Origin of the sequence: Streptomyces sp. NPDC018031 (assembly GCF_044327625.1) — a bacterium.
Taxonomy (GTDB): domain Bacteria; phylum Actinomycetota; class Actinomycetes; order Streptomycetales; family Streptomycetaceae; genus Streptomyces.
Genome location: NZ_JBIRFT010000007.1, coordinates 298419 through 314257, shown reverse-complemented (window position 1 = coordinate 314257; position 15839 = coordinate 298419). Strand labels below are relative to the sequence as shown.

Sequence of the window (15839 nt, the reverse complement as noted above, 5' to 3'; positions counted from 1 at the left end):
ATGGATGTCACCAAAAACCCGGTCTTCTGCACGATCGTGCCACCGCACGTCCTCGTCGCACTCGCCCGCGCCGACCATCCGCGGCGCTCCGCGGCCGCCCGACGCACCCTGGAACACGACGCCCTCCAGCGCACCCGCCGCCGCATCACCACCGTCCGCGGCCTGGCCCCCACCGCCCGCGCCGCGTCCGACAAGCCCGACCGGACCATCTACGACGCCCGCCACCAGGAGACGCTGCCCGGCACCAAGGTGCACGCGGAGGGCGACGGGCCGTCCGACGACGCCACCGTCAACCGCGCCCACGCCGGACTCGGCGCCACCTTCCAGCTGTTCCTCGACGCCTACCAGCGGCACTCCATCGACGGCTCCGGCCTGCCGCTGGACGCCACCGTCCACTACGGCGAGGAGTACGCCAACGCCTTCTGGGACGGCGAGCGGATGGTCTTCGGCGACGGCGACGGCGACCTCTTCCTGGACTTCACCATCCCGGTGGACGTCATCGGCCACGAGCTGACCCACGGCGTCACCCAGTACACCGCCAACCTGGAGTACTTCGGGCAGTCCGGCGCGCTCAACGAGTCCCTCTCCGACGTGTTCGGCGCGCTGATCAAACAGCACGCGCTCGGCCAGACCGCCGACCAGGCCGACTGGCTGATCGGCGCCGGGCTGCTCGGCCCGGACGTCAGCGGCGAGGCCCTGCGGTCGATGAAGGCCCCCGGCACCGCGTACGACGACGACGTCCTCGGCAAGGACCCCCAGCCGGGGCACATGGACGACTTCGTCCGCACCAGCCAGGACAACGGCGGGGTGCACATCAACTCGGGCATCCCCAACCGCGCCTTCCACCTCGCCGCCACCGAGATCGGCGGGAACGCCTGGGAGAAGGCCGGTCAGGTCTGGTACGACGTGCTGACCGGCGGTGAACTGGCCACCGACGCCCGGTTCGCCGACTTCGCCCGGCTCACCGTGGCGGCCGCCCACGAGCGGTTCGGCGACGGTGACGAGCACAAGGCGGTCAAGGACGCCTGGACCGAGGTCGGGGTGGAGGTGGAGGCGGCGGACGAGCCGGCCTGAGAACCGCCCGGCGGCCGCCGGGAGCGGTGCGACCGGGTGCCCGGACGCACCGGACCGCGCCGCGGCGGGCGATGCGGGGCGCCGTACCGGGTAAGGATGGTGCCATGCGTATCCGTGTCACCCGCACCGGCGGCTTCGCCGGCATCGAACGCCGGGCCGAGCTGGACACCGCCGGCCGCCCCGACGCCCGTCATCTGGAGGCCCTGGCGCATCAGGCGGTCGAGTCCGGGCCCGCCGCGTCCCCGCGCGGCGTCCCGGACGGCTTCCACTACGAGATCACGGTGGACAGCCGTACCACCCACTGCGCCGACCCCGGGCTCAGCGACGCGCAGCGCGAACTGGTCCGCACCGTCCTCAAGGAAGGCGCCTGAGCCGCGGCGAGCGTCGCGGCTCACGCGCCGGAACGGGGCTAGAAGCCCAGCTTGCGCAGCTGCTTGGGGTCGCGCTGCCAGTCCTTGGCGACCTTCACGTGCAGGTCGAGGAAGACCGGCGTGCCCAGCAGCGCCTCGATGTGCTTGCGCGACTTGGTGCCGACCTCCTTGAGCCGCTTGCCCTTGGGGCCGATGATGATCCCCTTCTGGCTGGGCCGCTCGATGTAGACGTTGGCGTGGATGTCCAGCAGCGGCCGGTCGGCCGGGCGGTCCTCCCGCGGCAGCATCTCCTCCACCACCACGGCGATGGAGTGCGGCAGCTCGTCCCGGACGCCCTCCAGCGCCGCCTCCCGGATGAGCTCGGCGACCATCACCTGCTCCGGCTCGTCGGTGAGGTCACCCTCCGGGTACAGCGCCGGGCCCTCCGGCAGCAGCGGGGCGATCAGGTCCGCCAGGAGGTCCACCTGGCCCGCCCTGCCGCCGGCGCCCTTGTCGCCGGCGACCGCCGACACCGGGACGATCTCCGCCCACTCGATGCCCAGGTCCTTGCCGAGCCGGTCGATGGCGATCAGCTGTTCGGCGAGCTGCTTGGAGTCGACCAGGTCGGTCTTGGTGACGATCGCGATCTTCGGGGTCTTCTTGATCCCGGCGAGCTCGGTGGCGATGTACCGGTCGCCGGGGCCCAGCTTCTGGTCGGCGGGCAGGCAGAAGCCGATCACGTCGACCTCGGCCCAGGTGGTCCGCACGACGTCGTTGAGCCGCTCGCCGAGCAGGGTGCGCGGCTTGTGCAGCCCGGGGGTGTCGACCAGCACCAGCTGGGCGTCGGGGCGGTGCACGATGCCGCGCACGGTGTGCCGGGTGGTCTGCGGCCGGTTGGAGGTGATGGCCACCTTGGTGCCGACCAGAGCGTTCGTCAGGGTGGACTTGCCCGCGTTGGGGCGGCCCACGAAGCAGGCGAACCCGGCACGGTGCGGGGTGGTGCCGCCGCGCGGTGCGGGCTCGACGGGGTGCGGGGTAGGAACGCTCATGCCGCCCATTCTCCCCGATCCCCCGGCCCGCTCCGACCACCCGCCCGCCCGGGGCCCGCCGCCCCGGCCGCGCGGGGTCGCGCGGCGGAGCGGCACGGGCGGCGGACCGGCCGCGGCGGCGCCCCTCACCAAGGTCGCCGGCGGTACCGGTGGCGGTGTCGGTGGCGGTGGCGGTGGCGCGGCTCAGCCGAGCAGGCTGGTGCCGCCCTCGGGGACGAAGCCGTCCAGCGCCTGGTCGATGCGGGCCAGGATCTCCGGGGAGAGCGAGGTCCCGGCCGCGGACAGGTTCTCCGCGATGTGCGCCGGGGTGCGGCTGCCGGGGATCGGCACCACGTGCTCGTCCTGGTGCAGCAGCCAGGCCAGGGCCAGCCCGCTGGGGGTCAGGCCGAGTTCGGCGGCGATCTCGCGGACCGGCGCGAAGCGGTCGTTGTTCGCCTTGAGGTTGCCGGACGAGAAGCCGGGGATGAAGCGGCGGAAGTCGTCGTCCTTGACGTCCTGGACGGTGCCGGTCAGGAAGCCGCTGCCCAGCGGGGACCAGGCGACGACACCGATGCCCAGCTCGCGGGCGGTGGCGTGCAGCTCCGTGTCGACCGGGGCCCACATCGACCACTGGGCCTGCACGGCGGCCACCGGGTGGACGGCGTGCGCCCGGCGCAGCTGGTCGGCGGTGACGTTGGACATGCCCAGGTGCCGGACCAGGCCCTCCTCGACGAGCTCGGCGACGGCGCCGACGGTCTCCTCGATCGGGACCACCGGGTCGGGGAAGTGCGGGTAGTACAGGTCGATGTGGTCGGTGCCCAGGGTGCGCAGCGAGGTCTGCGCGTAGCCGCGTATGTGCCGCGGCTCGGCGTTGACCGCCAGCTGCTCGAAGGAGTAGTTGACGGGGAAGGGGTGGGGCTCGACGCCCTCCGGGAGCCGGAAGCCGAACTTGGTGGCGATCACCACCTCGTCGCGGCGGCCGCGGACGGCCTCGCCCACGATGCGCTCGTTGTGCCCCTGCTCGCCGTAGCCGTCGGAGGTGTCGATCAGGGTGGCGCCCTCGTCCAGCGCGGAGCGCAGGGCGGTCAGGGCCCGGTCGTCGTCGATCTCCCCGTAGACGCCGGGCGAGAGCACCATCGCTCCGAAGCCGATCGCGGAGGTCGTCAGGTCGCCCAGGGCTCGGGTGGGAAGCGCGGTCACGGTGTGGCTCCTCGGAGGCCGGTGATCAGCCGGGGTGGTTTCCCCGACTGATCATCAGCCTCTCGCGCCGGACCGGTCGCGTCCAAGATCTTCCGTGATAACCGGTGGCTATGGACGGGCGCGGCCGGGCCGGGCGGGTGCGGCTCAGGCCGGCTCGGTGGCGCGCAGGACGCCGTCGGGGCCCGCCAGCAGCACCGGGGTGCCGGCCCCGCCCAGGTCCCGCACGGCGGCCCGGTCCTCGTCCGCCACGGCCTCGTCGGCGGAGACCACCGCGGCGGCCTCCAGCGAGGTCGCGCCGCTGGCCACGGCCATCGCGACGGCGGTGCGCAGCGCGCTGAGCCGGAGCGAGTCCAGCGCGACGGTCCCGGCGACATAGGTGCGCCCGGTCTCGTCACGGACGGCGGCACCCTCCGGCACGCCGTTGCGGGCGCGCGCGGAGCGGGCCAGCGTGATGATCTTCTGGTCTTCCGGGTCCAGCGGGGCTGCTTCGCTCATGGGGACGAGGATAAGCGGGCCGGCGCGGGCCCCGACCGGGAGGTCGCACCGCCCGAAGCGCGGGGCCGCCGAGCGCGGGCCCGCCGAGAGCGCGGGCCGCCGGGAGGTCACCACCGGACCGCCGGGAGGACGCACCGCCGGGACCACGGGCCGCCGGGAGGTCAGACGGGAGCGCGGGCGCCGGGAGGGCGCACCGCCGGGACCGCGGGCCGCCGGGGGGTCACACCGACGGGAGGACGCACCACCGAGAGCGCGAGCCACCGGGCGCGCGGGCCGCCCTGGAGGCAGGCCGCCGGGAGGCAGGCCGCCGGGAGGCAGGCCGCCGGAAGGCAGGCCGCCGGGAGGGCCGCGGCGGCACCGCGGACCCCCGGCGGGCGCGTCAGCCCTCGGCCCGCTCCGAGCCGGCGATGCGCACCGGCTCCACCAGCACGGTGACGATCTTGTTCCGGCGGCCGGCGGAGGCTTCGGCGGTCAGCCGCAGCGCCGCCAGGTCCGGCTGCGGACCGTCCTCCGGCAGCGGTATCTCGGCCGCCGCGCCGGCGATCGGGACCCGGCCCAGGAACTTGGCGAGCAGCCCGCCGACGGTCTCCACGTCCTCGTCGTCCAGCACCAGCCCGTACAGCTCGCCGAGGTCGCCGATGTCCAGCCGGGCGGTGACCCGGTAGCGGTCCTCCCCCAGCTCCTCCACCGGCGGCAGCTCCCGGTCGTACTCGTCGGTGATCTCCCCGACGATCTCCTCCAGGATGTCCTCGATGGTGACGATCCCGGCCGTGCCGCCGTACTCGTCGATGACCACCGCGACGTGGCTGCGCTCCTGCTGCATCTCCCGGAGCAGGTCCCCGGCGTTCTTGGTGTCCGGGACGAACGCCGCCGGGCGCATCGCGGTGGAGACCAGTTCCGCCTCCGCGTCCCGGCTGATGTGCGTCTTGCGGGCCAGGTCCTTGAGGTAGACCATGCCGACGATGTCGTCCTCGCTCTCCCCGGTGACCGGGATACGCGAGTAGCCCGAGCGGAGTGCGAGGGTCAGCGCCTGCCGGATGGTCTTGAAGCGCTCGATGGTCACCAGGTCGGTGCGCGGCACCATGACCTCGCGCACCAGGGTGTCGCCCAGTTCGAAGACCGAGTGCACCATGCGGCGCTCGTCGTCCTCGATCAGCGACTCCTTCTCGGCGAGGTCGACCAGCGCGCGCAGCTCCGCCTCGGACGCGAACGGGCCCTTGGCGAAGCCCTTGCCGGGGGTCAGCGCGTTGCCCAGCAGGATCAGCAGCTGCGGGACCGGGCCCATGATCCGGGCCAGCGGCAGCAGCACATAGGCGGCGGCCGTCGCGGTGTTCAGCGGGTGCTGGGCACCGATGGTGCGCGGCGAGACACCCACCGCCACATAGCTGACCAGCACCATCACCCCGATCGCGATGACCAGGGCCTCCCAGGTGGTGTCGAAGGCCCGCACACAGGCGTACGTCACCACGGCGCCCGCGGCGACCTCGCAGGCCACCCGCACCAGCAGGGCGACGTTGAGGTAGCGGGTGGGGTCCTCGGCGACCGCCATCAGCTTCGCGCCGCCGCGCCGCCCGGACCGCAGCGCCTCCTCGGCGCGGAACCGGGTGGTGCGGGCCAGGCCGGCCTCGGCGCAGGCCGCCAGCCAGGCGACCACCACCAGCAGGACGGCGGCGGCGATCAGCTGGCCGGTCATCGGGTGGTGGGGGCCGGGGAGGGGCCCTCGATCCCGCGCTCGGCCCGCCAGCCGTCGACGATCGCGGCCTGCAGGCCGAACATCTCCGCCCGCTCGTCGGGCTCCTCGTGGTCGTAGCCGAGGAGGTGGAGCACGCCGTGCACGGTCAGCAGCTGGAGCTCCTCGTCCATGGAGTGGCCGGTCGGCGCCTCCTCGCCCTGCCGCTTGGCCACCTCGGGGCAGAGCACGATGTCCCCGAGGAGCCCCTGCGGGGGCTCCTCGTCGTCCTTGGACGGCGGCCGCAGCTCATCCATCGGGAAGGACATGACATCGGTCGGGCCGGGCAGGTCCATCCACTGGATGTGCAGCTGCTCCATGGCATCGGCGTCGACGACGATCACCGAGAGTTCGGACAGCGGGTGGATACGCATCCGGGCCAGTGCGTAGCGGGCGACGTCCAGGACGGCCTGCTCGTCGATATCGGTACCGGATTCGTTGTTGACGTCGATCGCCATGGCGCTGTGACTACTGCTTCCCGTTGCGGCTGTCGTACTGCTCGTACGCGTCGACGATACGGCCGACCAGCTTGTGCCGGACCACGTCGGTGCTGGTGAGCATGGAGAAGTGGACGTCGGGGACGCCGTCCAGGATCTCCCGCACCTGACGCAGGCCGCTCTTGGTGCCGTTCGGCAGGTCGACCTGGGTGACGTCCCCGGTGATCACTATCTTGGAGTCGAAGCCGAGCCGGGTGAGGAACATCTTCATCTGCTCGGGGTTGGTGTTCTGCGCCTCGTCCAGAATGATGAACGCGTCGTTCAGCGTCCGGCCGCGCATGTACGCCAGTGGGGCGACCTCGATCGTCCCGGCGGCCATCAGCCGCGGGATGGAGTCGGGGTCGAGCATGTCGTGCAGCGCGTCGTAGAGCGGCCGCAGGTACGGGTCGATCTTCTCGTAGAGGGTGCCGGGCAGGAACCCCAGCCGCTCCCCCGCCTCGACCGCCGGCCGGGTCAGGATGATCCGGTTGACCTGCTTGGACTGCAGGGCCTGGACCGCCTTGGCCATGGCCAGGTAGGTCTTGCCGGTGCCCGCGGGGCCGATGCCGAACACCACCGTGTGCTTGTCGATGGCGTCGACGTACCGCTTCTGGTTGAGCGTCTTGGGGCGGATGGTGCGGCCCCGGTTGGAGAGGATGTTCTGGGTGAGCACCTCGGCCGGGCTCTCCGGAGCACCGCTCTCCCCGTTGTCCGCCGCCCTGAGCATGGCGATCGACCGCTCCACCGCGTCCTCCGTCATCGGCTGACCGGTGCGGAGCACCAGCATCATCTCGTCGAAGAGGCGTTGGACCAGGGCGACTTCCCGCTCGTCACCGGTGGCGTTGACCTCGTTGCCACGTACATGGATATCCGTCGACGGAAAGGCCTTCTCGATGACGCGCAGCAGCGAGTCCCCGGACCCCAGGACCGTGACCATGGGGTGCTTGCTGGGAACCGTGAACTGGGCGTGCGCCTGCCGTCCTGTGGGTGTCTGCGTCATAAGTCGGCTCTGCGGCCTGCTCATCCTCCTCGGGCAGAGTCCGGCTGCTCGCCAGCCTCGATAGTCAAAGGATACGACGGGGCACCGACAAGGCCCGAGTGCTTTTCGGCAGGGTGCCGCGGGCCCGCCGGAGCGTCCGGCCGGGGCTGCGGGGCCCGCCCGGTGGCCGTCCCGGGCGGGCGGGGACGACCGGTCACCAGCCGGTGACGGCCGGTCAGGGCCGCCGGAAGCCGATGGTGGGCACGGCCCGGGCGAGCGGCCAGGGGCGGGGCGCCGCGGGCACCATCCGGTCCAGGAAGTCGTAGCGGTGCAGCGCGGCGCGGTCCTGGGCGGCCGCCGCGTCCCCGGGGGTGCCCGCGTAGGACTTCATGTGCTGCCACCAGGCGGCTACCTCGGCCCAGCCGGGCGCGGAGAGCGAGCCGCCGAACTCCTGTACCGACAGGGCGGCGGTGAGCCCGGCGAAGGCCAGCCGGTCGGCCAGCGGCCAGTCGGCGAGGGTGCCGGTGACGAAGCCCGCCACGAACACGTCCCCCGCCCCGGTGGGGTCCAGCGCCTCCACCGCGATGGCGGGCACCTCGGCGGTCTCCCCGGTCCGCCCGTCGACCGCGTAGGCGCCCTCCGCGCCCAGCGTCACCACCGCCAGCGGCACCCGCTCGGCCAGCGCGTGCGCGGCGGCCCGCGGGCAGTCGGTGCGGGTGTAGCGCATCGCCTCGGTGGCGTTGGGCAGGAACGCCTCGCAGTGCTCCAAGTCGGCGAGGTCGGCCGGGTCCCAGCGGCCGCTGTCGTCCCAGCCGACGTCGGCGAAGATCCGGCAGCCCCCGGCGGCGGCCCGCGCGATCCACCCCTCCCGGCTGCCCGGCACCAGCGCGGCGATCGCGGCCCGCGCCCGCGGGGGCGCGGCCGGCTCCGCGGCGGGGTCCCGGCCGGGGCCCTGGCCGGACCCGGCCGCGGTCAGCGCACCATGCGGCGCGCCGCCGTGCGGTGGCGCCTCGTGACCGTGCGACACCATGGTGCGTTCGCCCTCGTAGGCCATGGACACGGTCACCGGGGAGTGCCAGCCGGGCACCGTGCGGGACCGCGACAGGTCGATGCCCTCGCCCCGCTCCAGGGCGTCCCGGCAGTAGTCGCCGTACATGTCGTCGCCGAACGCGGCGGCGAGCGAGGTGCGCAGCCCCAGCCGGGCGAGCGCGGTGGCCATGTTGGCGACGCCGCCCGGGCTGGAGCCCATGCCGCGCGCCCACGACTCGGTGCCGCGCACCGGAGCGGAGTCCAGTCCGGTGAAGATGATGTCGAGGAAGACCGTGCCGGTGAGGTGGACGTCCCAGGGCGGGTCGCCGGGGCGGCGGAGCGCGGCCAGCGGGTCGAGCAGGGCAGCGGGCAGGGCAGCGGGAGGGGCGAACTGTTCGTCGTCGTGTGTCGTCACCGTACGCTCCGCGGTCGTTCCGTTCTCACCCATCGTCCACCATCACACGGACAGTTCCGGCCACCGTGGCCGGTCGGGCCATGTTGTGTCACTCAACACGCTTGCGCATCAACGGCTTTGCGGGCCACTCTGTGATCCTCCGACCACTGCGCGCACACGGTTCCCGCCGGGTGCCGGCCGGGGGCGCCACCGGACGAGGTCCGGCGGAGGTGGCGGGAGTGTCCTGGTGAAGGGTCCGAAGGGTTCCATGGCAGAACAGACAGCCCCGAGCGCCGCCGGGCAGGGGGTCGCGGGGCGCACCAGCGTGACGCCGGTGACCGCGCACCCGGAGGAGATCCAGCACGTCCGGCGGCAGGCGAACGAGCAGCTGCGCCGCTGGGGCCACGCCAAGCAGGTGCGGCAGGTCGTCGCGCAGGGCATCAGCGAGCTGCTGACCAATGTGCACAAGCACGTCGGTCACGGGGCCCCGTGCACCCTGACGCTGGCCGAGGTGGCCGAGGGGGTGCGGGTGATGGTCCACGACTCCAGCCCGGTGATGGCGGTGCCGGCCGAGGTGGCCTGGGACGCGGACACCGGCCGCGGGCTGGTCCTGCTCACGGCCATGGTGGCCGAGCTGTCCTCGGAGCCGACCGCGACCGGCAAGGTGGTGTCCTTCCTGGTCACCGACCCGGCGGAGGGGTCCGACGACGGCTGGGGACCGGAACGCGCATGAGGTCGCGGGCGACCGTCAGCTCCCCCTCGAAGCCCGCCCGGCGCGCCTGCCGTTCGAAGACGGCCGGGTCGTCGTAGCGCTGCGAGAAGTGCGTCAGCACCAGGTGGCGGACGCCCGCCCCGGCCGCCACCGCCCCCGCCTGGCCGGCCGTCAGGTGACCGTGCTCGGTGGCCAGCCGCTCGTCCTCGTCGAGGAACGTCGACTCGATCACCAGCAGGTCGCACCCCTGTGCCAGCGCGTACACCCCGTCGCACAGCCGGGTGTCCATCACGAACGCGAAGCGCTGCCCGTAGCGCTCCTCGCTCACCTCGTCGAGGGTGACGGTACGGCCGTCCACCACGACCGACCCGGTGCGCTGCAACCGGCCGATCTCCGGTCCGGCGAGGCCGTGTTCGGCCAGCCGCTCGGGGAGCATCCGGCGGCCGTCCGGCTCGGTCAGCCGGTAGCCGAAGGACTCCACCGGGTGGGACAGCCGCCGCGCCTCCAGCAGGTAGCCGGGGGTGCGCGCCAGCACCCCGTCGGCCGCCACCGGCTCCTCGGCCAGCCGCACCGTCTCCCGGTAGGCGGTGGCGTACCGCAGTCGCTCGAAGAACCGCCGGCCGCTCGCCGGGTAGTGGGCGGTCACCGGGTGCGGCACCCGGTCCAGGTTGATGCGCTGGATGACCCCGGCCAGCCCCAGTGAGTGGTCGCCGTGGAAGTGCGTGACGCAGATCCGGTGGATGTCGTGCGCGGCCACTCCGGCGCGCAGCATCTGGCGCTGGGTGCCCTCGCCGGGGTCGAACAGCATGCCCTGGCCGTCCCAGCGCAGCAGATAACCGTTGTGGTTGCGGTGCCGGGTCGGGACCTGGCTGGCGGTGCCCAGGACGACCAGTTCTCGTACGGACAACGTGCTTACCCGGGGGGCCAGTTGAAGCCGCGCCCGCCGAGCACGTGGGCGTGCGCGTGGAACACGGTCTGGCCCGCGCCCGCGCCGGTGTTGAAGATGATCCGGAATCCGGTGCCCTCGACGCTCTCCGCCTTGGCCACCTCGCCGGCGGCGCACAGCACGTCGGCGGCCACGGCCGGTTCGGCGTTCGCCAGCGAGGCGGCGTCCGGGTGGTGCACCTTGGGGATCACCAGGACGTGGGTGGGCGCCTGCGGGTTTATGTCGCGGAAGGCGAGGGTGGTCTCCGTCTCGTGGACCACGTCCGCGGGTACCTCGCCTTTCACGATCTTGCAGAACAGGCAGTCGGCCTGCGGTTCTCCCGCCACCGGTGGGCTCCTCGGGTCGCATGGGCTCGTACGGCTGGTTCCGTACGTAGCCGGGATGCTACCGGGCGGCCCGGCTCCTCGGGGGCGGGTGCCGAGGCGCGCCCGGCGGGCACGGCGCGCCCCGGCAGGCGCACGGCACGGGCACGAGGCGCGGCGCGGTCAGGAAGCGCGGAAGCGCGGCGCGGTCAGGAAGCGCGGAAGCGCGGCGCGGTCAGGAAGCGCGGAAGCGCGGCGCGGTCAGGAAGCGCGGCGGCCGGCCTTGCCGGCGCTGCCGCAGTCGCCGATCACATCGGCCCGGAACACCTGCCGGCCGTCGAGCTTCGCGGTCAGGTCGCCCCGGACGCAGGCGCCTTGGCGCTCATGGGTGACCACGCCCTCCACCCGGATGTCGGCGTCGTTCTTCTCCGCGCGGCCGCGGCAGCGCACGGACACCTCGCGGACCGGCGGCCGGGAGGAACCGCTCCGCCCCACCCGCTCGTCGCCCTTGGCGTCGCCGGAGCACGTCATCCAGCGCACTTGCACATGGCCGCGCTCCAGCGCCTCGGTGGCCACCTTGTCGGTGGTGTAGGCCACCCCGATGGCGCTGAGGCCTCGGTCCTCATCCGGCTCGCAGGCGACGGTCAGCCCGATGACCGCCCCCGTCACGGCGACGACCGCCAGCAGCCTGCCGCCTCGCGCCCGACCACCTCGCACCATCCGTCTCGACACCCGCATGACGGACAGGTTGCCATCGTCGCGAGCCGCTCCGGAAGACGGTCTTCGGCCACACCTTTCACCTGTTACATCATGGGAAGTCAGGAAACAGGGTATGCATCGTGACATGCACCGCCTGCCCGTCGCACCGGCTGCCGGGCCCGGCGGCCGGCGCGGGGGTCCCCACCTCGCGGCTGCCGCCGGGCCCGCCTCCGGTGGCGGCCCGGGCGGCGGGCCGGGACCGCCACGCGGGCCGCGGCCCCGTCACTGCTCGGCGAGCCAGGCGTCGAAGGTGGTCGGCGCGATCCGGGCCCCTTCGCCGGGCAGCAGCACGTCTCCGGCCATGTCCGGGCCGAACACCGTCGACCAGGTCGGCACCAGCCGCACCGTACGGCCGCGCGCCTCGTTGGTCCGCCGGGCCATGTCCACCAGGTCCTGCGGCTCCGGCCCGGCGACGTCGGCGTACCGCTGCCGCGGCCGGCCCGCCGCGATCTCGGCGAGGACGTCGGCCACGTCCGCGGGCGCGATCGGCTGCACCAGCAGGGGCGCGATGGTGGCGACCCCGTCCTGCTCGGTCCAGCTCGTCACCATCGCCGCGAAGTCGTGGAACTGGGTGGCCGGGACGATCGTCCACGGCACCGGTCCGGCGGCCACCAGCCGCTCCTGCTCCCGCTTGCCCGCGTAGTGCGCGTTGCCCTCGATGCGGTCCGCCCCCGCGATCGAGAGCAGCACGTGGTGGCGGACCCCGGCCCGCTCCTCGGCGGCGAGCAGGTTCCGTGTGGTGGTGCCGAAGTACGCCACCGTCTCGTCCCGGTCGCCCGCCGGGCCGTTGACCGCGTCGACGACGGCCTCGACCCCGGCGAGGGCCTCCGCCAGGCCGTCCCCGGTCAGCAGGTCCACGCCGAGTGAGCGGCTGATCCGCACCACCTCGTGTCCGGCGCGTTCGAGGGCGGCGGCGGTGAGCGCCCCGATGTTCCCGGTCGCACCGGCGACTGCGATCCGCATGGTGGTCTCTCCTTCTCTCGCTTCCGAGTGCTGTCCCTATTATGGACTAAACAGATCCATGATGTCTGCGAATAAACTGAGGTGTGTGAAGCTGCCTGTGAGTACGGAATGGGTCCTGCACTGCGCCTCGTCGCTGGCGCAGCTCGACGCGGGCTCCAGTGCGTCGACGGCTCAGCTCGCCGAGTACTACGACCTCCCCGCGGCCTACCTGGCCAAGCAGCTGAAGGCGCTGGTGAAAGCCGGTGTGCTGGCCGCGACCACCGGTCCGCGGGGCGGCTTCCGGCTTGCCCGGCCCGCCGCCGAGATCACCCTGCTGCAGATCGTGGAGGCGGTCGACGGCGCGTCCGCGCCGTACGAGTGCCGGGAGATCCGCCGGCAGGGCCGGGGCGCCCTGCCCGACGAGGAATGCCGCCGGACCTGCGTGCTGGCGGAGAAGATGGCCGACGCGCACCAGGCGTGGCGGGACAGCCTCACGGGGGTCACCCTCGCGGACATCCTCGCCACGCTCACCCCGTCGGCGATGGCCCGCACCCGGCTGCGTCTGACCGGGACGGCATAGCCCCGGGCGTCACCCGGCCCGGAGGAACCGCGCCGGGGCGCCCACCGCGGCGGGCGGCGGCACACCGCCCCGGCGGCGGAGGCGCGCCGGGTACCGCCCGGCGCCCCTGTGACGGGACCCGGGCCGGGACGCGGACCCGGTCGGTGTCAGCGCCGCTCCGGCAGGCGGGCCAGCAGGTGGGTGTCGAGGAAACCCCGCGCGGAGGCCGGATCGTGGAGCAGCCGGGCGACCGTGACGAGCCCGGCCCCGGCCAGCAACTCGGCGAACCGGTCCACCGGCCAGCTGTAGGCGGGCGTCACCTTGTGGTCGAAGCGGACCGGCTCCGGTCCGTCGGTCCCGAAGAACGAGACCAGCAGCAGGCCCCCGGGGGCCAGGACGCGCACCTGCTCGGCGAGGAGCGCGGGCAGTTCCCCGGGCGGGGTGTGGATCATCGAGTAGTGGGCCAGCACGCCGCCGAGCGCGCCGTCCTCGACCGGCAGGGCCTCCATCCGCGCCTCGTCGAACCGCACCTCCGGATGGGCCCGCCGGGCGTGCTCGACCATGGCCGGGGAGAGGTCGAGCCCGAACGCGTCCAGCCCCAGTTCGTGCAGCATGGCCGTCAGATGCCCGGGCCCGCACCCCACGTCGGCCGCGCGCGGGTTCCCGGTCCCGCGCACCAGCTCGGCGAAGGTGCCGATCATGGCCCGCGCGAAGGGCTCCGTCTCCATCCGGTTGTCGAACATCGAGGCGTACAGCTCGACGATCCCGTCGTAGGCCGCCCTGGTCTCGTCCTGGTGATCCGCCACGGGAGAGAAGCTAACACCCGCCCCGGACACGGCAGTTCCCGGTCCCGCGCCGGCCTCGCCCCCGGCACCGGACCCACGTCACCTGACCGGCGCTAGGACCAGCGGCCGGTACGGCCCAGCAGGAGCGCGACCGCGGCGGTGCCGGCCGTGGAGGTCCGCAGCACGCTCGGCCCCAGCCGGTACGGTGCCGCGCCCGCCGCGGCGAAGACCGCCAACTCCTCCGGCGACACCCCGCCTTCGGGGCCGACGACCAGCACGATCCCGCCCGAGGCCGGCAGCTCCGCGGTGGCCAGCGGCGCACTGCCGGCGTCCCGGTCCTCGTGCAGGACCGCGGCGAAATCAGCACCGGCGAGCAACTCCGCCACCTGCTTGGTGCCCATCGGCTCCAGCACCCGGGGGAACCGCACCCGGCGGGACTGCTTGCCCGCCTCCCGGGCGGTGGCACGCCATTTGGCCAGCGACTTGGCGCCCCGGTCGCCGCGCCACTGGGTGATGCAGCGGGACGCCGTCCACGGCACGATCGCGTCCACACCGGTCTCGGTCATCGTCTCCACGGCCAGCTCGCCGCGGTCGCCCTTCGGAAGTGCCTGCACCACCGTGATCCGGGGCGCGGGTTCGGCGTCCACCATGCGGCCGCCGGCCACCCGGAGCACCAGCCGGTCCTTGCCCTCGGCCGCCAGCACCACCCCCTCCGCCCAGGCGCCCTCGCCGTCGGTGAGCACCACCTCCTCGCCGGGGCGCAGCCGCCGCACCGAGACGGCGTGCCGCCCCTCGGGGCCGTCCAGGACGAACTCCCCGGCGCCCGGCACGGAGTCCACCACGAAGACCGGCGCGGTCACGACGCCACTCCCCCGCGCGAGGCGGGCAGGCCGACGAGCGCCTGGTCGAGTTCGGCGGCGAGCAGCTCGACCAGCTGCGCCGCGGGCATCTCCCGGGCCAGCCGGTGCCCCTGGCCCGCCCACAGCGCCATGCCCTGCGGATCACCCGCCTTGGCCGCCGCCTTCCGCAGCCCGGAGGTGAGGTGGTGCACCTGGGGGTAGGCGGCCGGGGCGTACCGGCCGTGCTCGCGCATGAAGCGGTTGACCAGCCCGCGCGCCGGGCGCCCGGAGAAGGCGCGGGTCAGCTCGGTCCGGGTGAACAGCGGATCGGTCATCGCCCGCTTGTGCAGCGGGCTGGCGGCCGACTCCGGACAGACCAGGAAGGCGGTGCCCAGCTGCGCGGCGCTCGCGCCCGCGGCCAGCACCGCCGCGATCTGCGCGCCGCGCATCAGCCCGCCGGCCGCGATGACCGGCAGTTGCACCGTCTCGCGCACCAGGGCGATCAGCGACAGCAGACCGAACCCGGCGCCGGTGCCGTCGGCGTGCGGGTCGTCCCGGTGGGTGCCCTGGTGGCCGCCCGCCTCGACGCCCTGGACGCACACCGCGTCGGCGCCCGCCCACTGCGCGGCCTGGGCCTCCACCGGCGAGGTGACGGTGACCACGGTGCGGGTGCCCGCCTTGGCGAACGCCTCCAGGACGGACCGGGAGGGGCAGCCGAAGGTGAAGGAGACCACCGGGACCGGGTCGTCGAGCAGGATGGCCAGCTTGACCTCGTAGGCGTCGTCGTTGCCCGAGTCGGGGTCGCCCAGCGGGGCCTCGTACCAGGACGCCTCACCGGCCAGTTGCTCGCGGTAGACCTCGACGGCGGACGGATCGGCGGTGGCCGGCTGCGGCATGAACAGGTTCACGCCGAACGGCCGGTCGGTCTGTCCGCGGAGCTGTTTGATCTCCTCGTACATCGCTTCCGGCGTCTTGTAGCCCGCGGCGAGGAAACCGAGACCGCCGGCCTCGGAGACAGTGGCGGCGAGGTGAGGGCAGGAGGCGCCACCGGCCATGGGGGCCTGCACGATCGGATACCGAAAAAGATCGGTCAGCGCAGAGGACATGAACACATCGTGTCACGTTCCCGGCACCGACCCGTAACGGCCTCGGGCGAGTGGCGGAGCCGACCCCACCGGCCCTGATCCGCCCGCCGGCCGCGGACGGCAACGGCGTCGCGGCCCGTCCGGCGGCTCGGTGGC

Annotated in this window: 18 protein-coding genes; 4 read left to right on the top strand and 14 right to left on the bottom strand. The window is 73.7% G+C overall.

Annotated elements, in window-relative coordinates:
• Positions 1-1074, top strand: coding sequence for a M4 family metallopeptidase (locus ACH4B3_RS19350; protein ID WP_398464091.1), 1074 nt, complete (start codon positions 1-3; stop codon positions 1072-1074).
• 104 nt (positions 1075-1178) lie between these two features.
• A complete protein-coding gene (locus ACH4B3_RS19345; RefSeq protein WP_398464089.1) occupies positions 1179-1445 on the top strand; it encodes a protealysin inhibitor emfourin in 267 nt (88 codons plus the stop codon).
• Between the two features lie 38 nt (positions 1446-1483).
• Here the strand turns inward: ACH4B3_RS19345 and era are convergent, their stop codons facing one another.
• From era to ACH4B3_RS19310, 7 genes are all read right to left on the bottom strand, one after another.
• The gene (gene era / locus ACH4B3_RS19340; RefSeq protein WP_398464087.1) at positions 1484-2473 is read right to left on the bottom strand and encodes a GTPase Era; all 990 of its coding nucleotides are present in this window, start codon (positions 2471-2473) and stop codon (positions 1484-1486) included.
• A 183-nt stretch (positions 2474-2656) separates the two neighbouring features.
• Positions 2657-3652 (bottom strand): aldo/keto reductase, encoded by a 996-nt coding sequence (locus tag ACH4B3_RS19335; RefSeq protein ID WP_398464085.1) that lies wholly within the window; start codon positions 3650-3652, stop codon positions 2657-2659.
• Positions 3653-3796: 144 nt separating this feature from the next.
• Positions 3797-4147: a cytidine deaminase gene (locus ACH4B3_RS19330; protein WP_398464083.1), complete on the bottom strand. Its 351-nt coding sequence runs from the start codon at positions 4145-4147 to the stop codon at positions 3797-3799.
• A 379-nt stretch (positions 4148-4526) separates the two neighbouring features.
• A complete protein-coding gene (locus ACH4B3_RS19325) occupies positions 4527-5840 on the bottom strand; it encodes a hemolysin family protein (protein ID WP_398464081.1) in 1314 nt (437 codons plus the stop codon).
• Positions 5837-6334 (bottom strand): rRNA maturation RNase YbeY, encoded by a 498-nt coding sequence (ybeY, locus tag ACH4B3_RS19320; protein ID WP_398464079.1) that lies wholly within the window; start codon positions 6332-6334, stop codon positions 5837-5839. Before ybeY ends, ACH4B3_RS19325 begins: the two co-directional genes overlap by 4 nt.
• Before the next feature lie 10 nt (positions 6335-6344).
• Positions 6345-7352, bottom strand: coding sequence for a PhoH family protein (locus tag ACH4B3_RS19315; protein ID WP_398464077.1), 1008 nt, complete (start codon positions 7350-7352; stop codon positions 6345-6347).
• Between the two features lie 214 nt (positions 7353-7566).
• Positions 7567-8775 (bottom strand): carbohydrate kinase family protein, encoded by a 1209-nt coding sequence (locus ACH4B3_RS19310; protein ID WP_398464075.1) that lies wholly within the window; start codon positions 8773-8775, stop codon positions 7567-7569.
• 247 nt (positions 8776-9022) lie between these two features.
• On the opposite strand from ACH4B3_RS19310, the gene ACH4B3_RS19305 reads away from it, so the two are divergent.
• Positions 9023-9487: an ATP-binding protein gene (locus ACH4B3_RS19305; RefSeq protein WP_398464073.1), complete on the top strand. Its 465-nt coding sequence runs from the start codon at positions 9023-9025 to the stop codon at positions 9485-9487.
• On the opposite strand, the gene ACH4B3_RS19300 is transcribed toward ACH4B3_RS19305, so the two are convergent.
• From ACH4B3_RS19300 to ACH4B3_RS19285, 4 genes are all read right to left on the bottom strand, one after another.
• Positions 9435-10373 carry a ribonuclease Z gene (locus ACH4B3_RS19300; RefSeq protein ID WP_398464071.1) on the bottom strand — a complete coding sequence of 313 codons (939 nt, stop codon included), beginning with the start codon at positions 10371-10373 and terminating at the stop codon, positions 9435-9437. The genes ACH4B3_RS19305 and ACH4B3_RS19300 overlap by 53 nt on opposite strands.
• 5 nt (positions 10374-10378) lie before the next feature.
• The gene (locus ACH4B3_RS19295) at positions 10379-10738 is read right to left on the bottom strand and encodes a histidine triad nucleotide-binding protein (RefSeq protein ID WP_398464069.1); all 360 of its coding nucleotides are present in this window, start codon (positions 10736-10738) and stop codon (positions 10379-10381) included.
• A gap of 237 nt (positions 10739-10975) precedes the next feature.
• Entirely contained in the window at positions 10976-11452 is a 477-nt protein-coding gene (locus ACH4B3_RS19290; RefSeq protein WP_398464067.1) for a hypothetical protein, read from the bottom strand.
• 243 nt (positions 11453-11695) lie between these two features.
• Complete coding sequence (locus ACH4B3_RS19285; protein WP_398464065.1) at positions 11696-12436, bottom strand: SDR family oxidoreductase; 741 nt, start codon at positions 12434-12436, stop codon at positions 11696-11698.
• An 85-nt stretch (positions 12437-12521) separates the two neighbouring features.
• On the opposite strand from ACH4B3_RS19285, the gene ACH4B3_RS19280 reads away from it, so the two are divergent.
• On the top strand, positions 12522-12995 hold the full coding sequence (locus ACH4B3_RS19280) for an RrF2 family transcriptional regulator (RefSeq protein WP_398464064.1): 474 nt from the start codon (positions 12522-12524) through the stop codon (positions 12993-12995).
• A gap of 146 nt (positions 12996-13141) precedes the next feature.
• Here the strand turns inward: ACH4B3_RS19280 and ACH4B3_RS19275 are convergent, their stop codons facing one another.
• The 3 genes from ACH4B3_RS19275 to ACH4B3_RS19265 all read right to left on the bottom strand — a co-directional run bounded on the left by ACH4B3_RS19275 (position 13142) and on the right by ACH4B3_RS19265 (position 15704).
• Positions 13142-13780: a class I SAM-dependent methyltransferase gene (locus ACH4B3_RS19275; protein ID WP_398464062.1), complete on the bottom strand. Its 639-nt coding sequence runs from the start codon at positions 13778-13780 to the stop codon at positions 13142-13144.
• Positions 13781-13872: 92 nt separating this feature from the next.
• Positions 13873-14619, bottom strand: a complete 747-nt coding sequence (locus ACH4B3_RS19270; protein WP_398464060.1) for a 16S rRNA (uracil(1498)-N(3))-methyltransferase — start codon at positions 14617-14619, stop codon at positions 13873-13875.
• Positions 14616-15704: a nitronate monooxygenase gene (locus ACH4B3_RS19265; RefSeq protein WP_398464058.1), complete on the bottom strand. Its 1089-nt coding sequence runs from the start codon at positions 15702-15704 to the stop codon at positions 14616-14618. The genes ACH4B3_RS19270 and ACH4B3_RS19265 overlap by 4 nt, the downstream gene beginning before the upstream one ends.
• Positions 15705-15839 lie beyond the last annotated feature (135 nt).

What these genes read in the sequence shown, in the direction of transcription:
- ACH4B3_RS19350 (WP_398464091.1), top strand. Translation starts at nt 1, where the DNA reads ATGGATGTCACCAAAAACCCGGTCTTCTGCACGATCGTGCCACCGCAC.
- ACH4B3_RS19345 (WP_398464089.1), top strand. Translation starts at nt 1,179, where the DNA reads ATGCGTATCCGTGTCACCCGCACCGGCGGCTTCGCCGGCATCGAACGC.
- era (WP_398464087.1), bottom strand. Translation starts at nt 2,473, where the DNA reads ATGAGCGTTCCTACCCCGCACCCCGTCGAGCCCGCACCGCGCGGCGGC.
- ACH4B3_RS19330 (WP_398464083.1), bottom strand. Translation starts at nt 4,147, where the DNA reads ATGAGCGAAGCAGCCCCGCTGGACCCGGAAGACCAGAAGATCATCACG.
- ACH4B3_RS19325 (WP_398464081.1), bottom strand. Translation starts at nt 5,840, where the DNA reads ATGACCGGCCAGCTGATCGCCGCCGCCGTCCTGCTGGTGGTGGTCGCC.
- ybeY (WP_398464079.1), bottom strand. Translation starts at nt 6,334, where the DNA reads ATGGCGATCGACGTCAACAACGAATCCGGTACCGATATCGACGAGCAG.
- ACH4B3_RS19315 (WP_398464077.1), bottom strand. Translation starts at nt 7,352, where the DNA reads ATGACGCAGACACCCACAGGACGGCAGGCGCACGCCCAGTTCACGGTT.
- ACH4B3_RS19305 (WP_398464073.1), top strand. Translation starts at nt 9,023, where the DNA reads ATGGCAGAACAGACAGCCCCGAGCGCCGCCGGGCAGGGGGTCGCGGGG.
- ACH4B3_RS19290 (WP_398464067.1), bottom strand. Translation starts at nt 11,452, where the DNA reads ATGCGGGTGTCGAGACGGATGGTGCGAGGTGGTCGGGCGCGAGGCGGC.
- ACH4B3_RS19285 (WP_398464065.1), bottom strand. Translation starts at nt 12,436, where the DNA reads ATGCGGATCGCAGTCGCCGGTGCGACCGGGAACATCGGGGCGCTCACC.
- ACH4B3_RS19265 (WP_398464058.1), bottom strand. Translation starts at nt 15,704, where the DNA reads ATGTCCTCTGCGCTGACCGATCTTTTTCGGTATCCGATCGTGCAGGCC.